Genomic DNA, 25,513 nt, shown 5'->3' on the forward strand with positions numbered 1-25,513 from the left:
TTTAAGGCTTAAAAGGGGATGAAATGCAGCAGGTGGCGCGTGATCTAAATCAAGAATGTTAGCGATTTATCGCCGCTCGCCCGCAGGCGATCGCGATAATCACGGTCATTATTGGACGGTAGCCGCTGGTAACGGCTATTGATTATAAACGCATCAGTTTGCGAAACTCTTTCACCTTGCTGCGGCTGACTGGCACTTCAAAATCCAAATCGCTCAGCCGCAGAATATAAGTGTTGTTGAACCAGGGCACTATCTCGCGGATTTTAGACAGATTGACGCAGTAGGAACGGTGACAGCGGAAGAAATGCTCTTCAGGCAGGCGACCGTAAAACTCGGTCAGGTTCATCGGCATCACAAACTCTTCACGCCGGGTATAAACCCGTGTCACTTTTTCATCGGCGGCGGCATAGTAAATGTCATTAATGTCGGTAACGATGATCCGTTCGTCTTTAATCAGGTTAATGCTGTGGCTGCTGCGATTTGCTGCGCTGGCCTGCTCCGGTAACGTGGCGGGGCGGTTATACAGTGCCTCCAGCTTTTGCAGCATGGTGATGATACGCGCTTCGTGATAGGGCTTGAGGATATAGTCAAAAGCCTCGATTTCGAAGGCTTCCACTGCATGCTCTTTATAGGCGGTGATAAACACAATAGAAGGGCGGTGCGCGAATTTGCTGATGTTCTGCGCCAGCAGTACCCCGTCCAGTGACGGGATATTGATATCGAGAAAAATGGCGTCAACCTGATGGGTTTGCAGGTATTTCAGCACGTCGAGCCCGTCCTCGAAGGTGGCTTCGATGACGATATTGCTGTGTTTTTTAATCAGATAGCTGAGTTCTTCCTGCGCGAGGAACTCGTCTTCAACGATGATGGCTTTCATAGTGGCTCCCCGCCAGGCAATCTGCTGTTTTCCACCGGCAGTTTGCCGCCATTTTTGCTGATGTAAAAGGCAATTTCGGTGCCCGGTTCCAGGCGACGGATGCGTAGCCCTTCGCCGTACAGCAGGGATACCCGGTGATGCACATTCAGCAGACCGATGTTGTGCCCTGGCATCTCGTTGCGGGCCACCCGTTCGATGACCTGCGGGTCGATGCCATGGCCGGTATCCTTGACTGAAATCCTGACCCGGTCACCCTGATCTTTCACCGCAATCACCACCACGCCCTTGCCTTTGCAGGGTTGGATACCGTGTACGATGGCGTTTTCCACCAATGGCTGGATCAGCAAGCTGGGGATGTGTACCGAAATATCGTCATCGATGTCATAAATCACCGTCAGTTTGGCACCGAAGCGTGCCTGTTCGATGGCAATATAATCCTGGATTTGGTGCAACTCCTTGCGGATGTCGATGAATTCGTCATTCAGCTCCAGGTTATAGCGCAGGTAGCGTGACAGGTTGATTATCAGTTGGCGTGCGGTGTCCGGATTGGTACGGATCGAGGACGAAATGGCGTTGAGCGCGTTGAAAAGGAAATGCGGGTTGATCTTGCTTTGCAGGGCGCGCATTTCCGCTTTGTCTGCCATCTGGCGCAGATGTTCAATGCGCGAGACTTCCATTTGGGTGGAGATAATTTGCGACAGGCCGACCGCCATCACCTTTAGCGTATTGGTGATCTGATGGGCGTGGCAGTAGTAAATTTTCAGCGCGCCGGTCACTTCGCCTTTCTCCCACAGCGGGATCACCAATTGTGAGTGGATCTGCGGCGTGGCCGGGTTTTCAAGGTTGTTTTTGATAATGATCTTGCCGTGCCGGATGCTTTCACGGGTCACGCGACTCAGGCCTTCGCGGCCAATCGGGTAGGCTTCTTCACCCACCCCGACATAGGCCAGCACCTGATGGGTATCGGTGATGGCTACCGCATCGGCCTGAATATCCTGGCGAATGATATCGCAGATGGTGGCCAGCGTTTCACTGTTGATATTGCGAAAATAAGGCAGCGTTTTGCGGGCAATATCCAGCGCCAACTTGGCCTGGCGGGCCGCGATCACTTCTTTTTCATCTTCCACGCTCTGCACCAGCAGCACGATCAGGCCAATACATACCGTGCCGAGGATCATCGGCAGGGCAATTTGGGAGACGATATCCAGCCCCAGCTCGGTCGGCTTGGCCCATAGTACAATCAGCAGCATGGTCAGGCATTCACACAGCATGCCGCCGATGATCCCGGCACGCCAGCGCTGCTCTTTCTTCACCTTCAGGTTGATATATCCGGCACCGATCCCGGCAATGATGCTGGTGATCAGGCAGGGAACCGAGGTAATGCCATCGATATCTATCAGGTAGCGATGCACTCCGGCAATGATACCGGTAATAATCCCCACCCAGGGGCCGAACAGAATGCCGCCGGCCATGATGGCGATCACCCGCACGTTGACCAGCGAACCTTCAACGTTAACGCCGGAATAGGTGCTGAACAGGGCAAACAGCGAGAAGATGGCGGTGACCATGGCCAATTCCAGCGGCGTATGGTCTTCTTTTTGCAGCAACTGGCGGAACAACCGGGTGCGGGTGAGGAAAAACAGGCAGATCAACATCAACGCGGCGCGATCAAATACCGCTAACAGCATTTCAAAAAAGGGGTGCACGGCGGGCTCTCGCTGCGGCGGAAAGATACGGGGAGTATATCACAGCGAATGGACCCCGTGACGGCCAGGCGGCGAGCCACGGGGCAGCGTATTATTTAATGCCCAACTGTTCCTTGCCGAGCGGTGTCAGCAGGTCAACCGTGGCCCGGCCGACGAAGTCCACTTCGAAATCATCAGGGGCGAAATCCGGCGGGGTTTTGCCGGCGATAAAGCTGGGCAGTTGACGTTGCAGATAGGCATCGTTTTTCTCGCAGCCCGGTGCGGCAGCGATATACATTACGTTGCTGTCGAATTCGCCGTTATGCTCATTTTCCACCGCGTGGATCACGTCGCAGTGCCAGAAAACCGTGTCACCCGGCTCTAAATCGGGAATAGGGGAAATCCCACTGATTAAAAGGGGATGCCATTTTTCGGAGATCGAAAGTGCCCGGCCAGGGGCGGCATCGCACAGGTCATCATCGGCGACGTCATCCTGCAGCGCACGCAACAGTACATAAGCCATGGCGTTGGCCACCGGCACCAGGTTCAGCGTGCCGGCATGGGTACGCTGCGGCGTCAGCGCCGTCCAGCCCTGGAAGGTGCGGAACATCGAGCATACTGCCGGTGAAGCGATTTCACGTACTTCGGTACGGCCGTCGGCGGCGAAGGGATCATAATCCTGCCAGTTGCCGGAGAACACGTGCCGATAAACATAGCGGAAGTTCTCATCCAGCCAGCGTTCAATGGTGCCGCTGTCTACGTGTGGCGACAGGCCCAGCGAAGAGGAGTTCGGCGGACGACGACGGGTGCGATCGGCGTAAGTGGCGACGCGTGTCGGATCAAAATGCTGTTTTCCGTTGCTTTCTGTTTCCCACAGGCTGTTAAGGAATACCTGAACCGCGTGCATACGGGCGTCCTGGCGGGCTTCCACCTGCGGTTTTGACCAGTAAATGCCGTAGATTTGTGGTTTGCTGGCGGCCAGCTTGCCGAAGTAGTTGTCTTCGGCGGCCCCTTTCAGGCGTTCGACGAAGTTGTTGCGGTCAAGATAGTCGCCAATCTCCCGGTTCCAGGCATCGGCCTTGGCGCGGGGGAAAACACCACGGATGGCGCAGGCACCGCGCTGTTTGATCAGCGCTTTTTGCTGTTCGTTGACGCGCTGTTGCAGAATATCTTCGGCATCGATTTGCGGCACCGGGTTTTGGCCGGCGGCCAGCTCCTCGCGGATTTGTTCGACCTGCTGACGGATGTTGTCTTCCAGTGCCAGAAAGGTCTCGCGGTAATTCGGTAATGCCTGACGCAGTTGTTGTTTGACAGTTTTAATTGCACCTGGAATATCGTCAATCTGTAAGGAAGCCATGGTGTTCTCCTTGCGCTGCGGGTGGGCAACGACAGACGGTTGTAGGGGAGCGGGTAAGGCGTTATGGTTTTGTTGTTTTGACGTTAATTATTATCTGGATTTAATAGAGGAAAATAAAGGGATATCTTTCATTCGTAACTTCCTCATTTTCGCTTTTCGAAGCTCCCCATTTTTAGGAGACAGAAGCAATGAAGTTGGTCACTGAGCGTTTGACCCTGGAGTCGTTGACAGCCGACGATTGGCCGCTGTTTTTAAGCCTGTATCGGGATCCTGATGTGATCCGTTACATCTCCGACCCGTACAGCGAGGAGGGCATCATCAGTCGTTTCGAGGCTCGACTGCCAAGTTGGGACAAGCATTCGGATCAATGGTTGTGCCTGGTATTGCGAGAGAAAGAAAGCGGAGCTGTGGCGGGCATGACCGGTTTTCGTCCTATGTGGCTGCCGCATCAACAGGCGGAAGTGGGTTACGCCTTGCTACCGTCCGCGCAAGGTAAGGGTTATGGCAAGGAATCACTGCGCGCGGTGCTGGACTTTGGCTTTAACGCCTGCGGTTTCCATAAGCTGACCGCGGCGGTGACCGCAGGCAATATCGCTTCGCGCAGGTTGCTGGAGTCCTGTGGTTTTCTGCTGGAAGGTACGCTGCGTGATAACTATCGCCTGGCGGGGCAGTGGTGTGATGACTGGCAGTTCGGGCTGCTGGCGAGGGAATTTAAGGCCGGAGAATAAAAAAGTGGCACTGGCTATCGACAAGCCTGCCGAGGCTGGGATATGTTCAATATCCGGTCAATCTTTAGGTTGACCAGCGTCGCTCGGATGGTCCGGGCGCTAACGTTTCTTCGAGGTATCTATGGCTGATAAAAGTCCGCAACGCCGTTTCACGCGTATTGAACGTCTTCCCCCTTACGTATTCAACATCACCGCCGAACTCAAGATGGCTGCGCGCCGTCGTGGCGAGGATATCATCGATTTCAGCATGGGTAACCCCGACGGGCCAACCCCGCCGCATATTGTGGAAAAGCTCTGTACCGTTGCCCAACGCGACGATACCCATGGCTACTCCACTTCGCGGGGGATCCCGCGTTTGCGCCGTGCTATTTCACGCTGGTATGCCGATCGCTACCAGGTGGAGATCGATCCCGAAAGCGAAGCCATTGTTACCATAGGTTCAAAAGAGGGGCTGGCGCACCTGATGCTGGCAACGCTCGACCACGGTGATACCGTATTGGTGCCGAATCCGAGCTACCCGATCCACATTTACGGCGCGGTGATTGCCGGTGCTCAGGTACGTTCGGTGCCGCTGGTGGAGGGCGTGGATTTCTTTGGTGAGCTGGAGCGCGCCATTCGTGAAACCATTCCACGCCCAAAAATGATGATCCTCGGCTTCCCGTCAAACCCGACCGCCCAGTGCGTAGAGCTGGACTTCTTTGAACGCGTGGTCGCGCTGGCTAAACAGTACGACGTGCTGGTAGTCCACGATTTGGCCTATGCCGATATCGTTTATGACGGCTGGAAGGCACCTTCGATTATGCAGGTGCCCGGCGCCAAGGATATCGCGGTGGAGTTTTTCACCCTGTCGAAAAGCTACAATATGGCAGGCTGGCGTATCGGCTTTATGGTCGGTAACCCGGAGCTGGTCAACGCGCTGGCACGGATCAAGAGTTATCACGATTACGGCACCTTCACCCCGTTGCAAGTGGCTGCTATTGCCGCGTTGGAAGGCGATCAGCAGTGCGTGCGGGATATTGCGGAACAGTACCGCCAGCGCCGCAATGTGCTGGTGAAAGGGCTGCATGAAGCGGGCTGGATGGTGGAAAATCCGAAAGCGGCGATGTACGTCTGGGCCAAAATTCCCGAGCCTTATGCGCATCTCGGTTCACTGGAGTTTGCCAAACGTTTGTTGGCGGAAGCCAAGGTGTGCGTATCGCCAGGCATTGGCTTTGGTGACTATGGTGACACTCATGTGCGTTTTGCTCTGATAGAAAATCAGGATCGCATCCGTCAGGCGGTACGCGGCATCAAAGCCATGTTCCGGGCGGATGGGCTGATTAAACCGGCCAAGAGTAGCCCGGCCACCGCTAAATAATCGCCTCAGGCCGGCGTATTCACGCCGGCTTTTTTCTCGTCGCTAAGGCTTTCTTCATTTTTACCCATTATTCTCTAATAAGATTTTCTTTATTTATCGGGGGAATATATGGGGAACCGTTACGCGAATTCACAAATTGTGTTGCACTGGTTGACGCTGTTGATGGTGATCCTGACTTACGCGGCGATGCTGCTGAAGGATTCGGTGCCGGATGACATAGCGCCATTGATAAAAAATCTGCATTTTAACTTTGGATTGACCGTCTTTTTACTGATGCTAATTCGGTTAGGATTGCGTCGGCGGCATGGCACGCCAGCGACTACACCGCCGCTTGAAGAATGGCAGGAATGGGGAGCCAAAATTTTCCACTGGCTGTTGTATCTGCTGTTCCTGTCTTTACCTTTACTGGGGGTGTTGACGCTGGCATACGGCGGGAAGGAATGGGTACTACTGGGTTGGCAGGTGCCGCAGTTCGTTACGCCGGATCCGCTGTTGCGTCGGGCCATCAAAAGTACTCACGAGACCCTGGCCAATACCGGTTACTTTATCATTGGCGCACATACGCTGGCGGCGCTCTACCATCATTATCTGCGTAAGGATGATACCCTGCGCCGCATGCTGCCGGGGAAATAGCTCCACTCAGAAACAACAAAGGGGCGCATCTGCGCCCCTTTATCTATATTCCCGGTTATGCCTTGGTTATGCAACCATCAGCATAAAGGTGCCAATCCATGTAACTAACATGAATGAAACGCCAAATACGAAATATTTCACTGAACAACTCCCTTCTGGAGTCCCTCGCAAGCCAATGATCCCGATTGTTGTGCTGAGTATTTTTGGATAGTCAGTGGTGGAGAGGCGGATCCTTCAATAGGAAGAACAACGTCCTTGACCACAGATTATCCGGTTGTCGTGCTTCAAAGTCCGTGAGGTAAAACATGAACCACGACAGGATCGGCGTTAATGTACTCCCAATCTCAGCCTGATTACAATACTGTGTTTTTGATCACACTTTTTGACGGTTTTTTAACCAGGCATGACTGTTTCTAAACGATTTTTATTTCTCTTTTTTATCAAGGAAAAAAGGGAGTAGCCCGCTTCAGCGGGCCTTATTATTATGTTTGCTGTGATGTTATGAAAGGGATCAGGCGACGGTGCTGGCACCGGTCAGCAGAATGGCCCAGAAGACAAGGCAAGACAGCAGAATTACGGCCCAGATATTGCGGCGGCTCCACTCCATTTTTAGCCTTCACTTTTTGCTCTTGATGATTCGGTAATGAACACATCGGCGAAAAATGGAGAACATTTAGCCCTCGAAAAAAATATTTTTCTTATTGCTGGCGGATCTCTGCTACCGAGGTTTGTACCTCATATCCTAACAGGTAAAGAGCCTGTTCCAGCGCTTCTACCTTGGAGGCATAGGCAACATCCAACAGGCGGTCCATTTGACCAGCGTTAAAGCCCAATTTACGCGCCAGACTGGCTTTGGAAGTGCTACCGGCCAGCATAATGTTATGCAACTCGAGTTTGAGTTTAACCAGCACCGGCAGGTGGATCGCCAGCTCATCCGGCAAGGCACGAGAAGGGGCCGGTACCGGGCGGCCTTCCTCCATTTCCAGCGCGATGGCAATCAGCAGGCTTTCCTGTGCTTCCAGCTCGATGTCCTCGCGTTTATAGCAGGCGGCCTGCTGCTGAGGAAAATCACGAAACTGAATCTGCCAGGCGTCGCTTTCGTTATCAAAGGCGTAGTGGGCGGGATAGTGGCAAGACATGGTATTTCCTGTTTGGGCCGGAAGTGGTGCGGCATTGTGACCGCTTGGCCCGCAGATAGCCAGTGTTGCGCCTGGTGAGATGATATACCCGTCATCTTTCAAGTTGCAGCGTTGTTATCTGCACTCAATTATGTGGCCCGTCCATGGGCCACACCCCTTTTAGGGGCCGCTGCCAGCAGCGTTCAAATCTGCTCCCGGCAGATTTGTCACCCCAGTTACTTACCTGAGTAAGCGCCTGGGGATGAGCGAGCTGGTCGCCTAGCTGCAACTTGAAAGCTATAGGGTATAGTTGTTCTCATTGGCGTCAGGGATTGGCTGACGTTGGTGCGGCTGCTTACCCTAAGTCATTCGTCGTTTCTGTGTTTCCCATCACGTTTTTTATAGTTTTGGCTTGTGGAGGTGTGATCGGCGACATAATCCAGTTTGTTCGTACCTGACAATGGATTAACATAACCCACACTTATCACTGGCCTGGCTTATATGGATATCCGATGCGTCATTTAGTTGTTCTTCTCCCTCTGCTTACCTTACTCACTGCCTGTAGCAGCGGGCCGAAGTCGACCCCAGCCACGCCTCAGGACAACACCGTGAAAGGCGGTTTTCTGCTGACGCCAGCGCATTCCAGTCAGCCGTTGGGGGGCGATTTTGCCAACAACCCGAACACTGCTCGTTTTATCGATAAAATGGTGCAGGAACACGGTTTCGATCGCCAGCAGTTGCATGACGTGCTGGCCCAGGCCAGGCGGTTAGACTCTGTACTGCGGTTGATGGATCGTCAGGCGCCGACGCCAACTACCCAGGCACCGTCCGGCCCTAATGGTTCCTGGCTGCGTTACCGCAATAAGTTTATTACGCCGAATAACGTGCAAAACGGCGTGCAGTTTTGGAATCAGTATCAGGACGCGCTGCAGCGTGCTTATCAGGCCTACGGTGTGCCGCCGGAGATTATTGTCGGCATTATCGGCGTTGAAACCCGGTGGGGCCGCGTAATGGGTAAAACCCGCATTATCGATGCGTTGTCTACCCTGGCGTTCAACTATCCGCGCCGTGCCGATTACTTTGCCGGCGAGCTGGAAACCTTCCTGCTGATGTCACGTACCGAAGGGGATGATCCGCTGGAGCTGCGTGGTTCCTTCGCCGGTGCCATGGGTTACGGTCAGTTTATGCCGTCCTCGTTCAAGAGTTACGCAGTTGACTTCAACGGCGACGGCCACATTAACCTGTGGGATCCGGTGGATGCCATCGGCAGCGTCGCCAACTACTTTAAAGCACACGGCTGGACCAAGGGTGAACCTGTGGCCGTGCCGGCCAGCGGCCAGGCGCCGGGGTTGGAAAATGGCTTTAAAACCCGTTATTCGGTTGCCAGTTTGTCGGAGGCCGGGTTGACGCCGCAAGGGTCGCTTGGTGGCAATCAGGAAGTCAGCCTGCTGCGCCTGGATATGGGGACCAGCTACCAGTATTGGTACGGTTTACCCAACTTCTACACCATTACCCGCTACAACCACAGTACCCATTATGCGATGGCGGTGTGGCAGTTGGGCGAAGCGGTGGGCCGCTCGGCACGCGGCGGATTCTGATTGAGTTCCAAAACCTAAAAAGGCCGCTTCCGCGGCCTTTTTAGGTTGCTGACAAAGCAGGAAAAAGCGTGGTTTTTCCTGCTTTGTGGTGAGCAGCCGAAAATCAATAAATTGATTTTCTTGATTTTTATTTATCGGCCTCTACTCGCTCTGGGCAGGAATGAGGTTTGTCATCAGTCTGAAAAGGCCGCGGAAGCGGCTTTTTTACGTCGCTAGCGATTAGAAATCGTAATGCAGACGCACCAGCGTCATATCGCCTTACCGGCACGGCGTAACCGGCCAGATATTCCAGACCCCAGGCGTCACCGGCGAAGTAGTCGTTAACGTTGGCTTTTCTGGTGGTCAGGAAGTTGTTGTACCAGCCGCCGCCAAAGGTTAGTGTCACCCAATGAACCGCCGCCCTCGCGCTTGTAGCGCAGGCCATTACCCGGCAGGTACTCATTGTCGCTGAACAGGTAAGAGGCATATACATCCGCATCGCCGAAGGTATTTTTGTACTTCAGCATTTTACGTGAACGGTAAGAACCGTCGTAATCCCCGTTGATGCCGTTCCCCGGAGCCTGGGCCAGCATGTCGTAAATAATAGGCCGTGATATACGGCAGGAGTGTGATAGCAATACGTTCTTTTTTACCACATCAAATCATCAGGGACGACAAAGTCGGCATAAGGATCTTCTTCATCTTTAGCTTCCTTGCTGAGTTCTGCGCTCAGCACTATATAGCTCGCATCTCGTTGTGCAATTTTATCGGCCACGATCGCGGGTATAATAGCATATTCACTATCAACCCCATTATCCGCAACCAGACGCGCAATGGCGAGACGGCCATTAATTAACTGAGCCTGCGTCGTTTTATCGACATCGATATTTTTAATTAAATTATTGTCTGTGAAGTTATAGCTAATGCTTCCCTTTGCAATAACGATCCTGTTCATTTCAATTAACTGCTTAACCTGAGCTTTATACTCTTTAGATAAAGCGGCTTGTTTTTGTTGCTCACTTAGCTGTTTATCACGTTCGATTTGTGCCTTTTTATTGACCTCGACCGCCTCTCTGGCCTCACGAGCCTGAACGCGCGATTTTTTAGCGGTTTTTTGCACCTTCGCCAGTTTCTTACTGTTGACCAATCCGGCTTTAAGCATCTGCTCTTGTAATGTGAGTTTTGTCATGTTCGTTTCAAAATCGAGTAAATAGTATCTGCGATTATACCTTTAATCCTGGAATCTGTGCCAGATTGTGGGCAGTGCTCACGCATCATGCTGATAACAAGGGAGGAATTTAGGCGACGAAAATGACTTAAGGCTATGTGTGACGTGGTTTCTGCGGATTTTGATAGCGGTGATCTCTAAGACAATCAGCAAGCATAAGATGCTTGCTGATGTGTACTGCACATGCAGCAGTCCAGAGTGTGGTCACCGGTTTGTAGCTAATATGACGTATTCTCATACCTTATGTCCTAAATAGCTGCGCCTAATACCGCTACACTTTTCTCAGACCCTGTTTACCTCCGGGGAATGGGCTGATGGTTTTCATAAAATGGTGGACCTTTCTCAGTAACTGCCACATTGAACGGCACTGATGATTCCTCGTTATCGTGTCATGAAGCGCCTGCCATAACCGTTCAACATGATTCACCCATGGCGAGTAAACAGGCTGGTATATAACCCTGAACTTTGGGTTCGCTTTCAGCCAACGCTGTGTCTCATGGCTTTTGTGGATTATGTAATTATCGACAATAAGCGTGATGGTCTTTGCCCGTCGATATCTGGCTTTAAGGTGTTTGAGCAGGTTGATGAACAGCACCGAACTTTTACTGTTGCCGCCAACGTAGCTGACTTTTCCTGTGCCGCTGTGTAACGCTCCGGCAAGATAGTATTTTTCATTCTGTCCTGGCGTGACCACGCGTTTTTGCTGTCCGCGGAGCTGCCAGTCCGCACCGATTTTGGGGTTGAGGTGGATATCCACTTCATCTTCGTAAAAGACCGGATGCTCTGCGCTACATTTTTCAAGCGCATCATAGATAGCAGCCATTTTTTCTTCTTTATGCGGGTCGCGGATATGCAATGTTGGCGCAGCCCTGCGCTACACTAACCCGGCAGAGGGCAACCAGCGGCGCACCGTTCCGGCATGCAACTGACATCCGGTTATCTCATTGATTTTAATTGTGAGTAACTCTGTGCTCCAGCGTGAGCGCTGATAACCAAAATCGCCAGGAGAGTGTTTTATCAGTTCACGAAGCAATGTGCAGATATGTTCGAAGGGCCAACGGCGGGAACGCCCTGCGGGTAAAGATTTCAGGCCTTCAATACCGGACAGTGTAAACCAGTTAATCCAGCGGCCAACAGATGAACGGGCGCAGCAGAGCGTTCGGGCGACATCGCTGACACGTTCACCCCGGTGCAGCATCAGCATGGCGGTGAGTCTGCGGGCATGGTTTTTATCTCGTGTTTTATGGATCGCTTTCCGCATCAGGCATCGTTCGTGACGGGGAATGGGTGCTATGATCGGCATCGCTCAGTCCGGTTGGTGATTTGTTTTGATTTGGCGATTGATCAGATCGCACAATCCGGGCTGAGTTCCCTTTAAGTGATCTACTATTGCGCGCAGCTATTTAGTGCATTGACGCACGGGCATATGATACAGAGTTTGCTTAAGGGGATTACCCCGGATCAACGGGCTGACACTATTGGGTGGCTTAAAGCGGCCCAGGAGAAAGAAATACAAGAGACAAAGGCCAGAGTGCCCGACCCCACAAAACCGATCGTTACGCGGCATAGGCACGCCAATTACGTGGCGGGTCAATAATGGCATTACAGGTCAAGTCGTAAGAGGCTTGTAGAGCGTTTGGTTTACCACCTTTTTCAGTTGGACTATTTTCTTCAATACCCGCAAAGCCGCGCCCTGCGTGGCTTTTGTGTTTTCTTTCTGTGTGTCGCTGGTTTTATTTTTTCCCTGTACCTCCGCGTAAAATAAAATAATTCAATTTAATCAATACCTTATTTTGTCATGCGGTAGTGTGTCTGGAGGCTACAACTGAAAAACACTGAAATTCTTTTCAAACTTTTCAGTTGGGAGTTTTGCGCAGAAGCCCAGGCGTGGCGCGTGCTGGCGTGTGGGTTTGTAGAAAAATAAAACTGAAAAATTTTTACGATCCAAAGTGTGCAGGCGGGTGCGGTGTAGTGCAATTTTGGTCACTTTAGATTTTTTAGAGAGTTATGTAGCAGCATTTTTTCTCTATCTGATATGTGTGAATTCAGCACCAGAAACTCACTTTTCAGTTGCATCTGAGGTTAGTTTAGCTAGTATGTTTATATAAGAGTTAATAGTAGTGATTGAAGTAACTGGAATTTAAAGTATGCAAGACATTGGAAAAATTAACATGATTTATGCTAAAGCATTTCGCCGGCCTTTTTTTACTTCTCTGGCAAAGGGTGAAGATGTTTCTCATGTTTTTTCATTTTTTAAAGATTATATTTCTGATGATAAATCTTACACCGTAAGGGAAATATTCGACTTTCTCTTTGAGATGCTTCGTAAAAATTATAGAAACGAGTATGTTTATAAGTCTGCTATAATAAATAAAATTATTTTTGGGCGTCATAGCCCCAAAACAAGTTCGTCGTCGATAGAACTTCATGTAAGTAATTCAATTGTTGATGTTGCTGTATTTAATGGACATTCAACTGCATATGAAATAAAAACAGAGTTTGATTCACCAAAACGATTGGCCACTCAAACAATTGATTATTTGGACGTGTTTGAAAAAACATACATAGTTACTCATCCAGATTTTGCTGATAAATATGGTTCGCTAAACCTACCTAATGTAGGCGTACTAGTATTAAGTAAAAAAGATTCATTTAGTGTAATTAAGGAGGCTGAAACAAACCTTGAAAATATAAAGTTAGATAAGGTTTTTAGTGTATTACGAAGAGATGAATATGTAAGTATCATTGAGGATTACATCTCAAAAAAAATCAGCATGCCAAATGGGCTTATACATGATTTTTGTAAGGATGTTTTCCTATCAATGCCATTGACAGTAGCAAATGGATATTTCATTAGTGCAATGAAAAAAAGAGCTACTGATAAAGATTTTATTGATTATCTCTATAGTCTTCCTGCTTCATTACGAGCTTTGGGATACGCAACACCACTTTCTAAAAAACAGAAAGATTATCTTATTAATCTAATGGATTCAAAAATTGAAATTTAATTTAATTTTGAGAAAAGGAGCTGTTGTATGTATAGTCCATATCTTTATGCAAGAGGTACGGAGTTATTATCACTGAGAGAGTTGTCTACCTCAAATGTAAATGTGTCAGGTTTACTTCCTGTATTAGAACCCGTAAATTCAAATTCATCAGATCTGATTAGATGTTTGAATATTTGGAATAACGATGTTGTTGTAATACTTAATCCTTACCAAAATGATTTTTCAGGCGGACATAATGTTAATCAGTTTAATGCGGATTTGGCGGGACTAATCTCATCCCAAAATAATATTATCGTAGGTATTGTTGTAAGATCGGGCTTCAGTGTTCAATCCATAAATGGTTTGATTTCTAGCTTCCAGGGGAAACGAGTTGCATTGATTTATGATAACCCTGCACTTGTAGACCAAGATGTTCAACAATTAGGTGTCAATGCTAGAGTTACATATCATATTATTCTGGATAATAGTTTACCCCAACATCAGTATGTATATATTCCTGTAAATAAAATGATATTGATAAATGACGGATTCCGGAAGTTAGCTAGAAATGCTGATTATAATGGGCCTGAATTTTTCACTAATCAACATCAGTATGTAGGAAGAAATTTTCTTGGGTATGGTGATTATACGATCACTGGTAAAACTCTTGACTTAGGGGGGGGCCAACCGTCTGCTGTTGCATCACATCTCATATTTAAAGAGATGAGTAATAACTCTATTTGGATACGACATTTTGTCTCAAGTAATACTCAGCGAGGTGGGGCGGTTGTTGCGACTATGTTCCTTGATGTGGCAGATCAAATTGCTAATTTTGTACCCAACAATTTGAGACAATTTGGGCGTAACATTGGTTTGGATAACTACTATCTTTGCAGCCAATCAAGACACTCGCCAGGCTTAGCTAAAAATAAACAATACCAAATAACACATCATATTAGCTTTATGTTAGATATTCTGGGTGGGGTAATATAGCCTATCAGAATACCAATTTAACATCACAGCACAGTTTTTAATATATTGCGCATGATTGTAAGTTCCTCGTATAGAGTTCTTATCAACATGCGCAAGCTGCATTTCAATCCAGGCGCTTTCAAAGCCATGTTCATGCAAGATCGTACTCATCGTATGACGGAAACCGTGGCCAGTAGCGCGGCCGTGATAACCGAGCATTTTGATCACTTTGTTGATGCTGGCTTCACTCATGGGCTTACGTGCATCATTTCGGCCAGGGAACAGCAACGAATAGCGCCCTGTGAGAACTTTTAGTTTTGGATCTCTAAAGCTTGAGTTGAAAGTGGCACCAGGTGGGGACGACGTTTCTTCATCCGTTCTTTTGATACTTCCCACAATGCATTCTCAAAATCGAATTCTGACCATTCGGCAGCGCGTAGTTCTATAGTGCGAACGCCGGTTAGGATTAGCAGTTGCATAGCATATTTCGTTAGTTTACTGCCCTGATAGTTATTGAGCGCGAGCATAAACTCTGGTAATTCGCTTTCAGTTAAGAAAGGATAATGACCGTTCTTGGGCTTATTCAACGCGCTAGCCAAGTCTGGGGCCGGATTATAGGTAGCTCGACCGGTTACTACAGCATAACGGAAAACTTCACCACAGCGCCTTCTGACCTTACTTGTTAATTCCAGTGCGCCACGTTTTTCTATCTTTTGCAAAACGGTAAGCAACTCCAACGGGGCGATTTGGTCGATTGGCCGTTTACCTATGTAAGGGAATACGTTGTTTTCAATACCCCGCATCACATAATCGGCGTAATCTGTTGACCAGGTTGGAAGCTTGGAAGTGTGCCATTCGCGTGCGATAGCTTCGAAAGTATTGTTGTTGGAGTGGGTGAGGGCAATTTTATTTGCTCTACGCGCGTCGCTAGGGTTTATACCATTGGCTAATTGATTTCGGGCTTCATCTCGCTTTTTTCGAGCTTCAGCAAGTGAAACGTCACCATAAACACCAAAAGAGATCATCTTCGCCTTGCCGGCAAACCGGTAGCGGAAACGCCAGCCCTTGCCCCCGTTGGTATCAATGAGTAGGGATAGGCCGCTCCCATCGTTCAATGTATAGGGTTTGTCCTGGGCTTTAGCACGTCGTATCTGTACATCTGTTAGTAGCATAATGTGTATAACCAAAACTTCGAACCTGGAGTTATACGCAATATTATACACACCAAAACTTGGATTTCACTAAATCGTCTTGGACTTAGTCAGACGAGGTTGATCTCTAACTTATTGGTATAAAATAATTTTATGAACTTATTTGGACGTTATGAGACGTAGTAATGGTGTCCCCGACTGGAATCGAATTTTGTTGTTACTAATTGTTTTTTAAGTGTTTTTATTTTGTTTTTATGGTTTGTGCCCGTGCTTGTACCCGTTCGTGGATTTGTTGAATAAATCAGAGAACTGACCAGCGAAGATGGTTTTAACAACAAAAATAATTCTGTCGCTTCGCGCAATGGTTGTTAGCTGCCACCTAAATTATCGGTTTAATCTTTTTGTCAACTACTTTTTAACCTGGCGCGTAATCTATATTTATTCAACAAAGCCCCTGTTCGATTACGATGCACTTATCTCCAGTTTTAGCAAGGGGGATAAGAACACCCCCCTTGTTTTTTCTATAAAGAACGATTTCTTACTATTAAGTTCATGGCTGTGTTTGAATCTGTTTTTTCAGATCAAGTAATTTCTGTATATCTGCTTCTAATATTTTTAGTGCGCATTCTTCACAGTAATGTTCCCATCCCATACCTTTGCGAACTTTAAGGCGTTTTTGCCCCATTGTTAAAACGTGCTTTTTGTTACGTTGACACTTATGAGATTTTAACGCCTCATCGACCAGTGTATGAGTGACTAAACTTTTAATGTTTCCCATCGATAAACTCCTTTTCAATTTCATTTAAAATTTCAGGGAATTTTTCTTCAATTAGCTCAAGTTGTTGTCTAGAGAACTCTGAACGATTACCGGCTGTCATTCCTACTAAAGAGTTTATTCTTTTGTCAATTTCTGATTTTATCAATATAAGGTTTGTTTTTTGCTTTCTTGGGTCGAGGCTCATTCCACCAGGGTTTATATTATATTTATGTAGTGTCTTTGCAGCGAGTGTTCTGCATGTCATATCTAAATTGCTGCGTTTTGCTTGTCTTTGTCTTTGCTTAGTTACTGGTATTGGTTGAAGAGTTCTATATACTTCATTTATTTGTTCTTCAGTATAACCTTTTTTCTGAAGAAGCATTAATGCTTCTAGCGCTTCTTTATCTTCATATAATTGTATCTCTTCGATACTAACTTCGGATTGAGATCTAACTTCAATTTTATCGCCATCGTCATGCTCTCTAGGTTCTAAAGTTCTAGTATCTCCACCATTATCGGGAACAAAGTCCTCCAAAGGCAAAAGCTGTTCGAAAAACTCTTGGTCAGCTTCACTGAATTGTTGAAAATCTGACCATTGTTTAGCAATGTTAGCTCCTGCATGGAAAACTACCACTCCTTGATTTAGAACACTAACAGGTGAGTTTTGCTCTATAACACGCATAATACGACCAACAAACTGAACGAATGGGGATAGATTGCTAAATATACTAAAGACAGCGGCAACTGAAAGGAATGGATGATCAAAACCCTCTCCCAATTTTCTAACCTGTACTATTACATCGAGTTCATGTGCTTCAAGACGATCCATAACGCGTTTATTCGCATTACTATTTTCTCGTGAATGAACATAATCTGCTTTTTTTCCTCTTGCTCTATAAGCTGCAACAACTTGGCCGCAATGTTCGTAATTAAGTGCAGAGGCAATTATTTTCAATCGGCGTTCACCAGTTAAATCTCTTAGTCTTTCTAGCTCTTGTATAGAGGCATCAACAATAGTATTTAAGGTTTCTTCAGATGTGACGATACTTCTTCTGAACCCAGCGTCTTCCTCGCCAAGCCTTTTGACTTCAGCGAGGAAAACCTCAGTTTCAGCTCCATCTGATTTCCTTACGAATTTTAAACTTTTAGGATTGAGTTGGACTGCCTTAAGTCTTTTTACATACCCATTTTTTATAGCTTGAAATATGGGATATGAATACAGTATTTTACCAGCCATTATTTGCCCATCAGCTCGTAATGGCGTGGCACTGTAGTTTACAATATTTGCATTAGGGAAGTGATCTTTTAGCATTGCCCAACTACTTGCTACGCTATGGTGCCCTTCATCGAAAAGTATAAGATCAAAGAAATCTTTTGGTATGTTTTGGAGCCATTTGTTTTCAGCTCCACCTTGTAATTGCTGAATGTTTGTAATTACTACCTCAGAGTCTTCTAGATCACTCTGGTTTGTATCTTCGCTTCTAATTTCAACAGGCTCTGGATAGGTATTATCAGTAATTATGCAACATTTACGGTAAAACATTTTTTCGTTTGAAGGATCAAAATCGTTCATTAACTGCTTTGCAATAGCCAAACCAGGAGCTACAACTAAAGTTCTTTTCGATTGATAAGCAAAAGGAGTAATTGTTATACACCCAGATTTCCCACATCCAACGGGTAATATAATTCCAACCTCTCTCAATGTATTAGATGTTTTTTGGTGAAGGAAGTGAGTTTCTAAAGCTTTAAAAGCTTCGATTTGAGGTTCGCGAATTGCTGAATTATTATGAATGTTAACCTTTTTTGAGGTAAATGCACTAGCCAATTGGTAACTCCTTGTTTTTAAAATGAAAGGGATATTCTTGGTTTGATGCTTGTAAATTAAATGTTTTACACCTTTTTGAGTGCTGGTTCATCTAAAATTTTGCGGCGCTTCATTTTTTGAGTTTTTACGTCCGCGCGCAATGCTATCCCCGCCACGCCTGCCCGCTTCGCAGGTCGTTTTTAATGCACCCGCATGACCTCACGGAGGCCGCGCCAGCACTGGCGCTTGAGGGAATTAAAATTGTGCAAATTAACGTGCAAAACCATGCACCTGCATGCACAGAAAATTATCGGTATTTAATCTGTTTTAGGCGTGAGTTCTACGGGTAAATCGCCGGATTTCTTGGGGTGGTTTTGAGCATTGTGGGAAGGGGGGATTGGCCGACAAAAATCGGCCTGAGCATCGTGGGGATTTCACTCCAGACGCATGGAAAAACGTGGGTTGTTTTTGGACTGTTGGGGGCGTTCTGGCTCCTGAGTGACCGTCTTTGTCGGCGCATGCGGGTCTCTTGTTGTGGTAATAAACGCCTCAAAACTCTCATAGGTTCTGAAGGTGCATAAACACGCCGCATTATTGCAACGGTAATATTTTTCTTTTACCTGCGCTGACAACATGCGTGACGAGCGGGCTTTGACCTTTATAGTGCAGGCCGGGCAGGGAAACATCAGTATCATAGCGCTGCCTTTTCCGGGATACGAATATATGCCTCAAACCCTTCCACGGTTTTGAAATTCATCAGGCACGATGTATTTTTGCAATGATAATATTTCTCTTTCGTCGTTTCCGTCACAATCCTGCTTTGTTTGACGATAACGCTGCTTTTACATGAGGGGCAAATAAACATGGCGATAAATTTCCTGTTAATTTGGGGAGGTTTCCCTCCCTGAGTATTACACCTGCTTTTGTGGATTAACCGATTCTTTGATGATTTTAATCACCGTTTCTTTCGTCCTGAAAGTGGCCGAGCATTCGATATTCTGACACTGGAGATCTATCTCTTTGCTGCCATCGGGTAAATAACGGCCACCTCTTGTCCATGCGGTGCTTTTACAAAGAGGGCAATTAATCATGGGGCATGCCCTTACGTTTTAAGGCATCTTCTCTTAACTGCAATTCTTTGAATGCTTTTTGGCGCGCGCACGGTGATGACAGATAGTGTTGATTCACGTATTCAACGGCCGGTGGATTAAAGCCGATATCGGACAGCGCCGCCTCTTTATCCATGTTGAATATATAGCCCTCCGCGAGGTGTTTCAGATGCTGGTTAATCTCGTTGAATATCACCCCATCGAGGTTCTGTTCGTATTCGCTGAACATGCCGTTATTCGTGGTAAACGCCTGCTCAATGTCCAGCGCCTGCTGTTTCAGCTTAACCGCACGTGCCAGCCCGGAAAGCGCCGACAGTGAACGGCTCATCTCCTGACTGGCGTAAGCCTGTAGTGCATCTTTGTGAACAAGGTGCAGTCTGCTGGCGGACGCGGAACAGGCCAGCGTCTGACGGTCTTTATCAAGTTCCAGCTCGGCAATCAGACCGTCAAGCTCCCCGGCCAGCTCGCGCTGTGCAATACGTTGCAGGTGCTGTTGCTTCATGTCTTCGGTCATGGCTCCCCGTAACAGGCGGAAGCGAGAACGCCATTCACCTTCGGCCTGTTGACTCTGGCTCTGGGTGGCTTCTTTCTGCTGATGGCAATGATTGATGGCGTTAAGAATACTGTCCATTTTATCAATATCAGACTGATGGTTGGCCTTAGCCGTAATAAGCGCCTGAATGGCAGTATTAACCGTGTCGTTATTCCCCTGAGTGCCACCCAGACCCACCGTAATAGCGCGGGTTAATACGTCAGTATCAAACTGATTCAGCGGCATGACGTCAAGATGCTGCCTGATGATATTAACCACATTGTCGATATTCATTGTCTTTTCCATTATCTCAGTCTCATTGTGTTGGGATGCGTTCATTATCTGACGAACCGGACAACCACTCCATTGAGCGCAGAAGTTTGGGATAAGGCACAACGCCGGTGCCTAACATCTTTTTTTCAATCCGGTAATCTGGTGATGTTGTTTAATGATGAATACAAACACATTGAGGAAATACCCTATGCTGACTCTGAAAATCGGTAATGAACAAATTACACTCCCTCCCCGGGAAGCCGCTCGCTTATCCGAAGGGTTATTACTGGCCGTTCTTGATCCCCAATATGATGACGGTGAGTTTTTTCAATTTGGTGCGTTAACCCTGACGAAAGAACCCGTAACCACGCCAATGAACACGAAGTTGATTTTCAACACTGACGCACCATAAAGCGCGTACAGCCCTGAATATCATCCCTGTCCGAACCGGCCCCACCGGCGTTGTTTCCCGTTATTCAAAAAGCTGCCCGCCAGAAATAAACCTCGTTGCTGTAGAGTTTTTTTTGTATTTTTGACCGCGTACATGTCGTACAGGCGCGTACAGACTTGTTTTAAAAAAGAAAAATCCGTACTACATGTTGGTATTGCACCGCGTACATGTAGTACGGAATATGTGGATCTCGTTATAAATCAGTCTTGTACGCGCTGTACTACATGACTATCTTGATGTAGTACAAAAAAAAGCCTTTAAAAATCAACACTTGTACTCGCTGTACGACATGTACTACATGTAACAGTATTAATATAAGCTACGTGCGAGACTGGCCTTAACCAACGACCTCATGATTCAGCACATACACGAATTTAGGGCCTACTTCTGGCAGGCGTACCTGTTTTTGTATCCGGCTCTCGCTGGTCTCGGTGATCCACCCGGCCTCACGGCACAGTGTGGCGGTTTTCTTGTGGTCTGAGGTGCCGCATATCTCTTTCCAGCCACTCGGCAGAATATAGAACGTGGTGGCGGCCTCCGTGGTGTTACTGCCCCGGGTGACCCGGCGATAACCCACCATGTTAGCCGGACGGTTCTTCTCGTCCTCCCAGTCGGCAAAGCGGGTGTACTGGTTGGCCGTGATAAAACGACGCACCTTCTCCAGCGCGTCCGCTTCTTCCTGATTGGCGGAGTGGCCACGGTCTTTCAGCCATGCCTCAAGGCACATTTTCGCGCCGTTATAGGCGTCATTGGGTTGCCACCCGGTGATACCGGCCTCCGTCGCCAGTTCTCCCGCCACGGCCAGCAGCGCAAAGCGGTCAACGATGCGGCCGACCTGTTTGCCAGAATCTGCCGGTAACAGTGAGCGCTCAAAGTCTTTTTTCATCGTCTTGGTCCGGCTGGTGATGCCCTGCAAATTGCCGGTCAGAAAACGGATCCAGTCACGGAACGGCGCGCCGTGATATTGCTTGCTGGCCTGCTCCAGATGCTCGGCAAACTCTTTGCCGCCGCTGAACCCGTGCAGGATTTCAAAAGCCCCATAAGCCCCCGTTTCGCTGGGGATTTGCACCATGCGCACCCCGACACCAGCCCCGGTGCGCCTCTCTCCGGCCTCGGCGGCATGCTCCATGATGGAGACTTCCCCGGTGGACATATACAGCATCGTCCATGTCACCGGGTCGCGTACGCTGCCATCGACACGGCCGCGGGCTTTCCCCTGACCGTTCCCCAGCATGTAGGCGATACGACTGGCTTCCTTGCCGTCAACCTCGCTGATTTCATCCAGCATCAGCGCGGCGTCATTACGGCGCAGGGCGATCCCTTCGAGCGCGTTACCGGTCGCACGCCACGTTTTCCAGTATTCCGGGCTGCCGCAGACTGATGCGGCGACCTTCATGGTGGTGGTCTTGCCGTCCGTCGATTCTCCCTTGAGGTGGTAACCGCCGCCACCGGCCCCTATCAGGTGCAACAGGGGAGCTGCTAACGCCAGACTGACGCAGAAAATCAGGCGGGAATTGCCCACGCAATAACGTCCGATATGTTCAATCCATTCTTCCGTGGTGCCGGCCATCCTGAAATCATTTTTGGAGGAATAGGCCGACTGCAAAATCACCGACTCGGCCCCGGCGCCAATCACCTCATCCTGTAGCACGTATACCGAGCCATGCCAGCCGGTTTTATTCACGCAGGTGACTTTGCGCACCGGCCGACAGGTGGAGATGTACTCCATCAGGTAGCCCCGCGCTGCGCCGTTGACGCTGATAAAATGCAGGCCGTTCTCCAGCAGTACCTCACGCAGCTCCTGACCGCTCCCGGCTAAAACCGTCATCGGCATGGCCCACTGGTGATTAATGCCGTTGGAGTCTTCCCACTCCAGCAGGCGGCCAAACTTGCCGCCATCTGCATCACAGGTGATGGCCGTGACCCGCAACGGGCTACAGATTTTAATCTGGCGCGTCTGACCGCTGTCGCCGTCGTCGTTGACCGCCTTGTCGAACCACAGGAAATCCTTTGTCAGACGAAAACCATGGGGTAAACGGGTTTCGGTCTGGTTCGGGTTCACCATTTCGTCGGCAAAGGCATCACGGGCGCGCTGGATACCAAATTCACGGCGGTAATCGTCCCAGTCGGCTTTAAACTGGCCCGGTGGGATAGTCACCCAGCCATTAACCGCTTGTGCTGCCTGAAAGGCTTTCTCCCGCCCCGGATTGTCCCGGCCATCGGCAAAGTCATTGTCCCCGGCAATCACCAGTCGTACATCCGGCCAGCGCTCACGCATCACGCGTGCCACATTCAGCAGGTTATTGGCGGAGACCGCTGCGACGCACCAGCCGTCACACAGCACGGAAACGCTGACGGCGGTAGCAAAGCCTTCGGTAATGAGAATGCGCTCGGGGGCCTCTTCCGGCAGGGGGGTTACCGCAAGAAAGGAACCACTCATTTCAGAGCCGCCCAACAGACGTTTATCGCCCTCCGGGCCGATTAACTGCGCGCCGGTTATGCCGCCATCAAGGGCCTGTAACGGCAACAGCAGTGACCCCGGTGGGAAGGTCAGTCCGGCCATGCCGAACGGTTTGGCGGTCAGTAAGTAGGGATGGCCGGTTAAGCCTTTCTTTTTGAGGTAAGCACTCTCGCCGGAGACCGCCTCTTTAACCAGTGCCTGATAGTTCTTTTGCATCTGGGCGCGCTTTTGCGCGTCGGCATCTTCTTTTCTGGCGGGCGCTTTTCCCGGCCGTTGTTGCGGTGTCAGGGACAGCGCCTTGGCTATCGCGGTGGCCGCACTGACCTTGTCCAGCCCGGAAACCAGACAAACCAAATCCAGACCATCGCCGTTCCCGCACTGGTTGCAGAACCACGTACCCCGTCCGGCCTTGTCATCGAAGCGGAAACGGTCTTTGCCGCCACAATGCGGACAGGCCCCGTGCTGACGGTTGGCCGGAACGGCAATCCCTTGCGCCTGCAAAATTAAGGGCCAATGGCCGTTGGCCTTCTGGGTGGTCTCAGAGACGATTTTCATAGCGCCATATCTCCCGTCAGGATTTTTACCGTGGCTTCTGCCGGGAGCACACCATTCACGCCACCCAGGGCGATGCGGCGATAAATATCATCCATGGCAATCTGTCCGTAAGCGGACAGTTGCGGCAGGGGGACGGTCATCGGGCAGTCATCCAGCATGCTATAAAGGCGTTCCGCGTTGATGATTTGTCCGTGGCTGATGCCGTAATCCAGTATGTTTTCACGCTCAATGTAATAGGCAATATTGGCGCTGACGCGGTCAGACGTCAGGGTAATTTCCGCCCCGTTATGGAGATAAACCGGGCGATTATTGTTTACACACATGGCATCAATAAAAGCCTGCGCAATATAGTGGCGCAACAGGGCGATTTTAAATTCCATGGTATTAACCATATGAATGATATTCATGGCATTCTCTTATTCAGATGTGCGCGACCCTGTGCCGGTGCGCACATATAACAGGATTAAGGGTAATAACGTGAGGCGTTTTTAGCCGTTATAAATAGCGGTGATAATTATCAGACTGTCCGCCATGCTGCCGATGTCGCCAGTCCTGCCTTGCCGGACGGTGAGAGGCGACCTGTTGCAGTGTTAATACCTCCGTATCCTCCGGTATGCCATTATTATCACGACGGGCATTCAGCAGGACATTATTTGCCATTTCTTTGAGTACAGCATGACGGTTAGCCGGATCCCGCTTAAACCTGTCTTCACCCATACAACGGTAATCACGCAGAAAGCGCGCCAGCGGTAACTCAATAATCCGTCCATCCTGCTCGATGCGGATAATAATGGAGTAGGGTTTACGGTAGGGATTCCAGACCAGCCCCGGACAACGGTAGGGGAGTTCGTGAGGAATGCCATTATGCAAAATACCGATAACTGTTGCGTCGTCGCCGTTATTCAGGCGGTACTTTTCACCGGGTTGCGGGAAATCAAACATGGTTTGTCTCCTTGCTTGTTATTACAACAAGAAAGTTGGTTTATCAGAGTAAAATTAACGGGGTGAATGCGGCAGAAAATCGGCGCACAATCCTTTTTGTTTTAATTCATCCAAGACAAAACCAATGTCTTCATTCAGGTAACTTAAAATATGCGGAATATAGAGCTGGTGCAGCCCGTTAAGCTCTCGCTGCAATAAATCGCCGCTGATAAATTGCGCCACAGACTGCGAGCGGTTGAGTTTATGGTATGCCTCAATGCTCAGGTGGGCCTTGGGTGACTTACGGCTACCACGACGCACAGAGAGCGTTTTATCTGGGGTTTGGGCTGACGATTGATTATGCATGGTTCACCCCCTGAACAGGCAGGCGACCCGCGAAAGACAGGACAAACTGACCGGCCAGCATCTGACGGGCGGTGCGTTCGTCTGGAGCCGTAATAGCTTCACGGTGAGGACGCTCAGCCGCATCAGAACGCCTGACAGCGAGGAATAGCCAGCAATAGGCTACTGGCGAGAGTGTGGTATGATTCTTGTTAGTCATAGCGTAAATCTCGATTACGTTGTGATTAGACGCCCCGGTAGTGTTCCCGCACTCTGGGGCGTCGCCATTTACAAGGCACTTAGTCGCCTTGGTGAACACCACCTTACACTTAGGTGAACACCACTTCAAGCGTTTTGGTTTGGTTTTTTTCGTGTATACTGAACACCACCAAACATGCGGAGAAGCAGTAATGGCAACAGGTCGAAGAAATAATAAGTCACTACAAACCTCAGTTAGGCTACCCCTTGAGGATTTTGACGCCATTGAAAAACTGAAAGAGGATGGCGAAAGTGTTGCTGGTTTTATTGTAAGTGCAGTGCAGTCCGAGATAAAACGCCGACAGCGTAAAAAGTTGAAACAAGAAATAGAACATGAGTGATTATTTTTAAATATAATTAACATGAAAACACTCCTCTGA

General features: G+C 48.9%; 26 protein-coding genes and 3 pseudogenes. 9 read left to right on the forward strand and 20 right to left on the reverse strand.

The window, feature by feature from the left end; all coding sequences use genetic code 11:
- Window positions 1–142 precede the first annotated feature (142 nt).
- The 3 genes from ACUTSU_RS08855 to ACUTSU_RS08865 all read right to left on the reverse strand — a co-directional run bounded on the left by ACUTSU_RS08855 (window position 143) and on the right by ACUTSU_RS08865 (window position 3,919).
- Window positions 143–877 carry a LytR/AlgR family response regulator transcription factor gene (locus ACUTSU_RS08855; RefSeq protein ID WP_445652413.1) on the reverse strand — a complete coding sequence of 245 codons (735 nt, stop codon included), beginning with the start codon at window positions 875–877 and terminating at the stop codon, window positions 143–145.
- Complete coding sequence (locus tag ACUTSU_RS08860; RefSeq protein WP_445654098.1) at window positions 874–2,565, reverse strand: LytS/YhcK type 5TM receptor domain-containing protein; 1,692 nt, start codon at window positions 2,563–2,565, stop codon at window positions 874–876. The genes ACUTSU_RS08855 and ACUTSU_RS08860 overlap by 4 nt, the downstream gene beginning before the upstream one ends.
- Window positions 2,566–2,674: 109 nt before the next feature.
- Window positions 2,675–3,919 carry a DUF1479 domain-containing protein gene (locus tag ACUTSU_RS08865; protein WP_445652412.1) on the reverse strand — a complete coding sequence of 415 codons (1,245 nt, stop codon included), beginning with the start codon at window positions 3,917–3,919 and terminating at the stop codon, window positions 2,675–2,677.
- A 188-nt stretch (window positions 3,920–4,107) separates the two neighbouring features.
- Here ACUTSU_RS08865 and ACUTSU_RS08870 point away from each other — a divergent pair, with 188 nt between their 5' ends.
- The 3 genes from ACUTSU_RS08870 (at window position 4,108) to ACUTSU_RS08880 (ending at window position 6,637) form a co-directional block, all read left to right on the forward strand.
- Window positions 4,108–4,647 carry a GNAT family N-acetyltransferase gene (locus ACUTSU_RS08870; protein ID WP_445654042.1) on the forward strand — a complete coding sequence of 180 codons (540 nt, stop codon included), beginning with the start codon at window positions 4,108–4,110 and terminating at the stop codon, window positions 4,645–4,647.
- A 121-nt stretch (window positions 4,648–4,768) separates the two neighbouring features.
- Entirely contained in the window at window positions 4,769–6,004 is a 1,236-nt protein-coding gene (alaC, locus tag ACUTSU_RS08875; RefSeq protein ID WP_445652410.1) for an alanine transaminase, read from the forward strand.
- Between the two features lie 108 nt (window positions 6,005–6,112).
- On the forward strand, window positions 6,113–6,637 hold the full coding sequence (locus tag ACUTSU_RS08880) for a cytochrome b (RefSeq protein ID WP_445652409.1): 525 nt from the start codon (window positions 6,113–6,115) through the stop codon (window positions 6,635–6,637).
- Window positions 6,638–6,703: 66 nt separating this feature from the next.
- Here ACUTSU_RS08880 and ypdK read toward each other — a convergent pair whose 3' ends face one another.
- Complete coding sequence (ypdK, locus tag ACUTSU_RS08885) at window positions 6,704–6,778, reverse strand: membrane protein YpdK (protein WP_112349011.1); 75 nt, start codon at window positions 6,776–6,778, stop codon at window positions 6,704–6,706.
- A gap of 557 nt (window positions 6,779–7,335) precedes the next feature.
- Window positions 7,336–7,776 carry a hypothetical protein gene (locus tag ACUTSU_RS08890; RefSeq protein WP_445652408.1) on the reverse strand — a complete coding sequence of 147 codons (441 nt, stop codon included), beginning with the start codon at window positions 7,774–7,776 and terminating at the stop codon, window positions 7,336–7,338.
- Window positions 7,777–8,267: 491 nt separating this feature from the next.
- Here ACUTSU_RS08890 and mltB point away from each other — a divergent pair, with 491 nt between their 5' ends.
- Window positions 8,268–9,353 (forward strand): lytic murein transglycosylase B, encoded by a 1,086-nt coding sequence (mltB, locus tag ACUTSU_RS08895; protein WP_445652407.1) that lies wholly within the window; start codon window positions 8,268–8,270, stop codon window positions 9,351–9,353.
- A 250-nt stretch (window positions 9,354–9,603) separates the two neighbouring features.
- Here the strand turns inward: mltB and ACUTSU_RS08900 are convergent.
- Together ACUTSU_RS08900 and ACUTSU_RS08905 are read right to left on the reverse strand one after the other, a co-directional pair.
- Window positions 9,604–9,931 (reverse strand): annotated as a pseudogene (locus ACUTSU_RS08900) (porin); the annotation flags it as partial.
- A 50-nt stretch (window positions 9,932–9,981) separates the two neighbouring features.
- Window positions 9,982–10,521, reverse strand: a complete 540-nt coding sequence (locus tag ACUTSU_RS08905; protein ID WP_445652406.1) for a DUF2058 domain-containing protein — start codon at window positions 10,519–10,521, stop codon at window positions 9,982–9,984.
- Window positions 10,522–10,690: 169 nt separating this feature from the next.
- Between ACUTSU_RS08905 and ACUTSU_RS08910 the strand changes: the two genes are divergently transcribed.
- Window positions 10,691–10,816, forward strand: coding sequence for an ogr/Delta-like zinc finger family protein (locus tag ACUTSU_RS08910; protein WP_445654099.1), 126 nt, complete (start codon window positions 10,691–10,693; stop codon window positions 10,814–10,816).
- 15 nt (window positions 10,817–10,831) lie between these two features.
- Here ACUTSU_RS08910 and ACUTSU_RS08915 read toward each other — a convergent pair.
- Window positions 10,832–11,863 (reverse strand): annotated as a pseudogene (locus ACUTSU_RS08915) (IS630 family transposase).
- A gap of 844 nt (window positions 11,864–12,707) precedes the next feature.
- On the opposite strand from ACUTSU_RS08915, the gene ACUTSU_RS08920 reads away from it, so the two are divergent.
- Together ACUTSU_RS08920 and ACUTSU_RS08925 are read left to right on the forward strand one after the other, a co-directional pair.
- Entirely contained in the window at window positions 12,708–13,568 is an 861-nt protein-coding gene (locus tag ACUTSU_RS08920; RefSeq protein WP_445654043.1) for a sce7726 family protein, read from the forward strand.
- 27 nt (window positions 13,569–13,595) lie between these two features.
- Window positions 13,596–14,540, forward strand: coding sequence for a sce7725 family protein (locus tag ACUTSU_RS08925; RefSeq protein ID WP_445654044.1), 945 nt, complete (start codon window positions 13,596–13,598; stop codon window positions 14,538–14,540).
- Here ACUTSU_RS08925 and ACUTSU_RS08930 read toward each other — a convergent pair.
- The 7 genes and pseudogenes from ACUTSU_RS08930 to ACUTSU_RS08960 form a co-directional block, all read right to left on the reverse strand.
- Window positions 14,514–15,691: pseudogene (locus tag ACUTSU_RS08930) on the reverse strand (tyrosine-type recombinase/integrase). The gene ACUTSU_RS08925 and the pseudogene ACUTSU_RS08930 sit on opposite strands and share 27 nt — an antisense overlap.
- A 529-nt stretch (window positions 15,692–16,220) precedes the next feature.
- Window positions 16,221–16,448 carry a hypothetical protein gene (locus ACUTSU_RS08935; RefSeq protein ID WP_445654045.1) on the reverse strand — a complete coding sequence of 76 codons (228 nt, stop codon included), beginning with the start codon at window positions 16,446–16,448 and terminating at the stop codon, window positions 16,221–16,223.
- Complete coding sequence (locus ACUTSU_RS08940; RefSeq protein ID WP_445654046.1) at window positions 16,435–18,252, reverse strand: DEAD/DEAH box helicase; 1,818 nt, start codon at window positions 18,250–18,252, stop codon at window positions 16,435–16,437. The genes ACUTSU_RS08935 and ACUTSU_RS08940 overlap by 14 nt, the downstream gene beginning before the upstream one ends.
- Window positions 18,253–18,665: 413 nt before the next feature.
- Entirely contained in the window at window positions 18,666–18,926 is a 261-nt protein-coding gene (locus ACUTSU_RS08945) for an ogr/Delta-like zinc finger family protein (protein ID WP_445654047.1), read from the reverse strand.
- Complete coding sequence (locus tag ACUTSU_RS08950; protein ID WP_410071771.1) at window positions 18,923–19,096, reverse strand: ogr/Delta-like zinc finger family protein; 174 nt, start codon at window positions 19,094–19,096, stop codon at window positions 18,923–18,925. The genes ACUTSU_RS08945 and ACUTSU_RS08950 overlap by 4 nt, the downstream gene beginning before the upstream one ends.
- Before the next feature lie 46 nt (window positions 19,097–19,142).
- On the reverse strand, window positions 19,143–19,322 hold the full coding sequence (locus ACUTSU_RS08955; protein ID WP_445654048.1) for an ogr/Delta-like zinc finger family protein: 180 nt from the start codon (window positions 19,320–19,322) through the stop codon (window positions 19,143–19,145).
- Window positions 19,315–20,166 (reverse strand): hypothetical protein, encoded by an 852-nt coding sequence (locus ACUTSU_RS08960; protein WP_445654049.1) that lies wholly within the window; start codon window positions 20,164–20,166, stop codon window positions 19,315–19,317. The genes ACUTSU_RS08955 and ACUTSU_RS08960 overlap by 8 nt, the downstream gene beginning before the upstream one ends.
- Window positions 20,167–20,353: 187 nt before the next feature.
- Between ACUTSU_RS08960 and ACUTSU_RS08965 the strand changes: the two genes are divergently transcribed.
- Window positions 20,354–20,557: a hypothetical protein gene (locus ACUTSU_RS08965; RefSeq protein ID WP_445654050.1), complete on the forward strand. Its 204-nt coding sequence runs from the start codon at window positions 20,354–20,356 to the stop codon at window positions 20,555–20,557.
- 376 nt (window positions 20,558–20,933) lie between these two features.
- Here the strand turns inward: ACUTSU_RS08965 and ACUTSU_RS08970 are convergent, their stop codons facing one another.
- From ACUTSU_RS08970 to ACUTSU_RS08990, 5 genes are all read right to left on the reverse strand, one after another.
- The gene (locus tag ACUTSU_RS08970; RefSeq protein ID WP_445654051.1) at window positions 20,934–23,612 is read right to left on the reverse strand and encodes a DUF927 domain-containing protein; all 2,679 of its coding nucleotides are present in this window, start codon (window positions 23,610–23,612) and stop codon (window positions 20,934–20,936) included.
- On the reverse strand, window positions 23,609–24,019 hold the full coding sequence (locus ACUTSU_RS08975) for a hypothetical protein (protein WP_445654052.1): 411 nt from the start codon (window positions 24,017–24,019) through the stop codon (window positions 23,609–23,611). Before ACUTSU_RS08975 ends, ACUTSU_RS08970 begins: the two co-directional genes overlap by 4 nt.
- An 88-nt stretch (window positions 24,020–24,107) precedes the next feature.
- The gene (locus ACUTSU_RS08980) at window positions 24,108–24,554 is read right to left on the reverse strand and encodes a hypothetical protein (RefSeq protein WP_445654053.1); all 447 of its coding nucleotides are present in this window, start codon (window positions 24,552–24,554) and stop codon (window positions 24,108–24,110) included.
- A gap of 54 nt (window positions 24,555–24,608) precedes the next feature.
- The gene (locus ACUTSU_RS08985; protein WP_445654054.1) at window positions 24,609–24,899 is read right to left on the reverse strand and encodes a Derepression protein; all 291 of its coding nucleotides are present in this window, start codon (window positions 24,897–24,899) and stop codon (window positions 24,609–24,611) included.
- Complete coding sequence (locus tag ACUTSU_RS08990; protein WP_445654055.1) at window positions 24,892–25,095, reverse strand: host cell division inhibitor Icd-like protein; 204 nt, start codon at window positions 25,093–25,095, stop codon at window positions 24,892–24,894. The genes ACUTSU_RS08985 and ACUTSU_RS08990 overlap by 8 nt, the downstream gene beginning before the upstream one ends.
- Window positions 25,096–25,186: 91 nt before the next feature.
- Between ACUTSU_RS08990 and ACUTSU_RS08995 the strand changes: the two genes are divergently transcribed.
- Window positions 25,187–25,474, forward strand: a complete 288-nt coding sequence (locus ACUTSU_RS08995; RefSeq protein WP_445654056.1) for a YlcI/YnfO family protein — start codon at window positions 25,187–25,189, stop codon at window positions 25,472–25,474.
- Window positions 25,475–25,513 lie beyond the last annotated feature (39 nt).

It is taken from the genome of Serratia sp. NA_13 (assembly GCF_052691735.1).

Coding starts and splice junctions, on each gene's coding strand:
- mltB (WP_445652407.1), top strand. CDS start 8,268: ATGCGTCATTTAGTTGTTCTTCTCCCTCTGCTTACCTTACTCACTGCC.
- ACUTSU_RS08975 (WP_445654052.1), bottom strand. CDS start 24,019: ATGAATATCATTCATATGGTTAATACCATGGAATTTAAAATCGCCCTG.
- ACUTSU_RS08965 (WP_445654050.1), top strand. CDS start 20,354: ATGCTGACTCTGAAAATCGGTAATGAACAAATTACACTCCCTCCCCGG.
- ACUTSU_RS08920 (WP_445654043.1), top strand. CDS start 12,708: ATGCAAGACATTGGAAAAATTAACATGATTTATGCTAAAGCATTTCGC.
- alaC (WP_445652410.1), top strand. CDS start 4,769: ATGGCTGATAAAAGTCCGCAACGCCGTTTCACGCGTATTGAACGTCTT.
- ACUTSU_RS08950 (WP_410071771.1), bottom strand. CDS start 19,096: ATGTTTATTTGCCCCTCATGTAAAAGCAGCGTTATCGTCAAACAAAGC.
- ACUTSU_RS08990 (WP_445654055.1), bottom strand. CDS start 25,095: ATGACTAACAAGAATCATACCACACTCTCGCCAGTAGCCTATTGCTGG.
- ACUTSU_RS08980 (WP_445654053.1), bottom strand. CDS start 24,554: ATGTTTGATTTCCCGCAACCCGGTGAAAAGTACCGCCTGAATAACGGC.
- ACUTSU_RS08890 (WP_445652408.1), bottom strand. CDS start 7,776: ATGTCTTGCCACTATCCCGCCCACTACGCCTTTGATAACGAAAGCGAC.
- ACUTSU_RS08905 (WP_445652406.1), bottom strand. CDS start 10,521: ATGACAAAACTCACATTACAAGAGCAGATGCTTAAAGCCGGATTGGTC.
- ACUTSU_RS08870 (WP_445654042.1), top strand. CDS start 4,108: ATGAAGTTGGTCACTGAGCGTTTGACCCTGGAGTCGTTGACAGCCGAC.
- ACUTSU_RS08985 (WP_445654054.1), bottom strand. CDS start 24,899: ATGCATAATCAATCGTCAGCCCAAACCCCAGATAAAACGCTCTCTGTG.
- ACUTSU_RS08880 (WP_445652409.1), top strand. CDS start 6,113: ATGGGGAACCGTTACGCGAATTCACAAATTGTGTTGCACTGGTTGACG.
- ACUTSU_RS08865 (WP_445652412.1), bottom strand. CDS start 3,919: ATGGCTTCCTTACAGATTGACGATATTCCAGGTGCAATTAAAACTGTC.
- ACUTSU_RS08855 (WP_445652413.1), bottom strand. CDS start 877: ATGAAAGCCATCATCGTTGAAGACGAGTTCCTCGCGCAGGAAGAACTC.
- ACUTSU_RS08945 (WP_445654047.1), bottom strand. CDS start 18,926: ATGATACTGATGTTTCCCTGCCCGGCCTGCACTATAAAGGTCAAAGCC.
- ACUTSU_RS08925 (WP_445654044.1), top strand. CDS start 13,596: ATGTATAGTCCATATCTTTATGCAAGAGGTACGGAGTTATTATCACTG.
- ACUTSU_RS08935 (WP_445654045.1), bottom strand. CDS start 16,448: ATGGGAAACATTAAAAGTTTAGTCACTCATACACTGGTCGATGAGGCG.
- ACUTSU_RS08860 (WP_445654098.1), bottom strand. CDS start 2,565: ATGCTGTTAGCGGTATTTGATCGCGCCGCGTTGATGTTGATCTGCCTG.
- ACUTSU_RS08970 (WP_445654051.1), bottom strand. CDS start 23,612: ATGAAAATCGTCTCTGAGACCACCCAGAAGGCCAACGGCCATTGGCCC.
- ACUTSU_RS08960 (WP_445654049.1), bottom strand. CDS start 20,166: ATGAATATCGACAATGTGGTTAATATCATCAGGCAGCATCTTGACGTC.
- ACUTSU_RS08955 (WP_445654048.1), bottom strand. CDS start 19,322: ATGATTAATTGCCCTCTTTGTAAAAGCACCGCATGGACAAGAGGTGGC.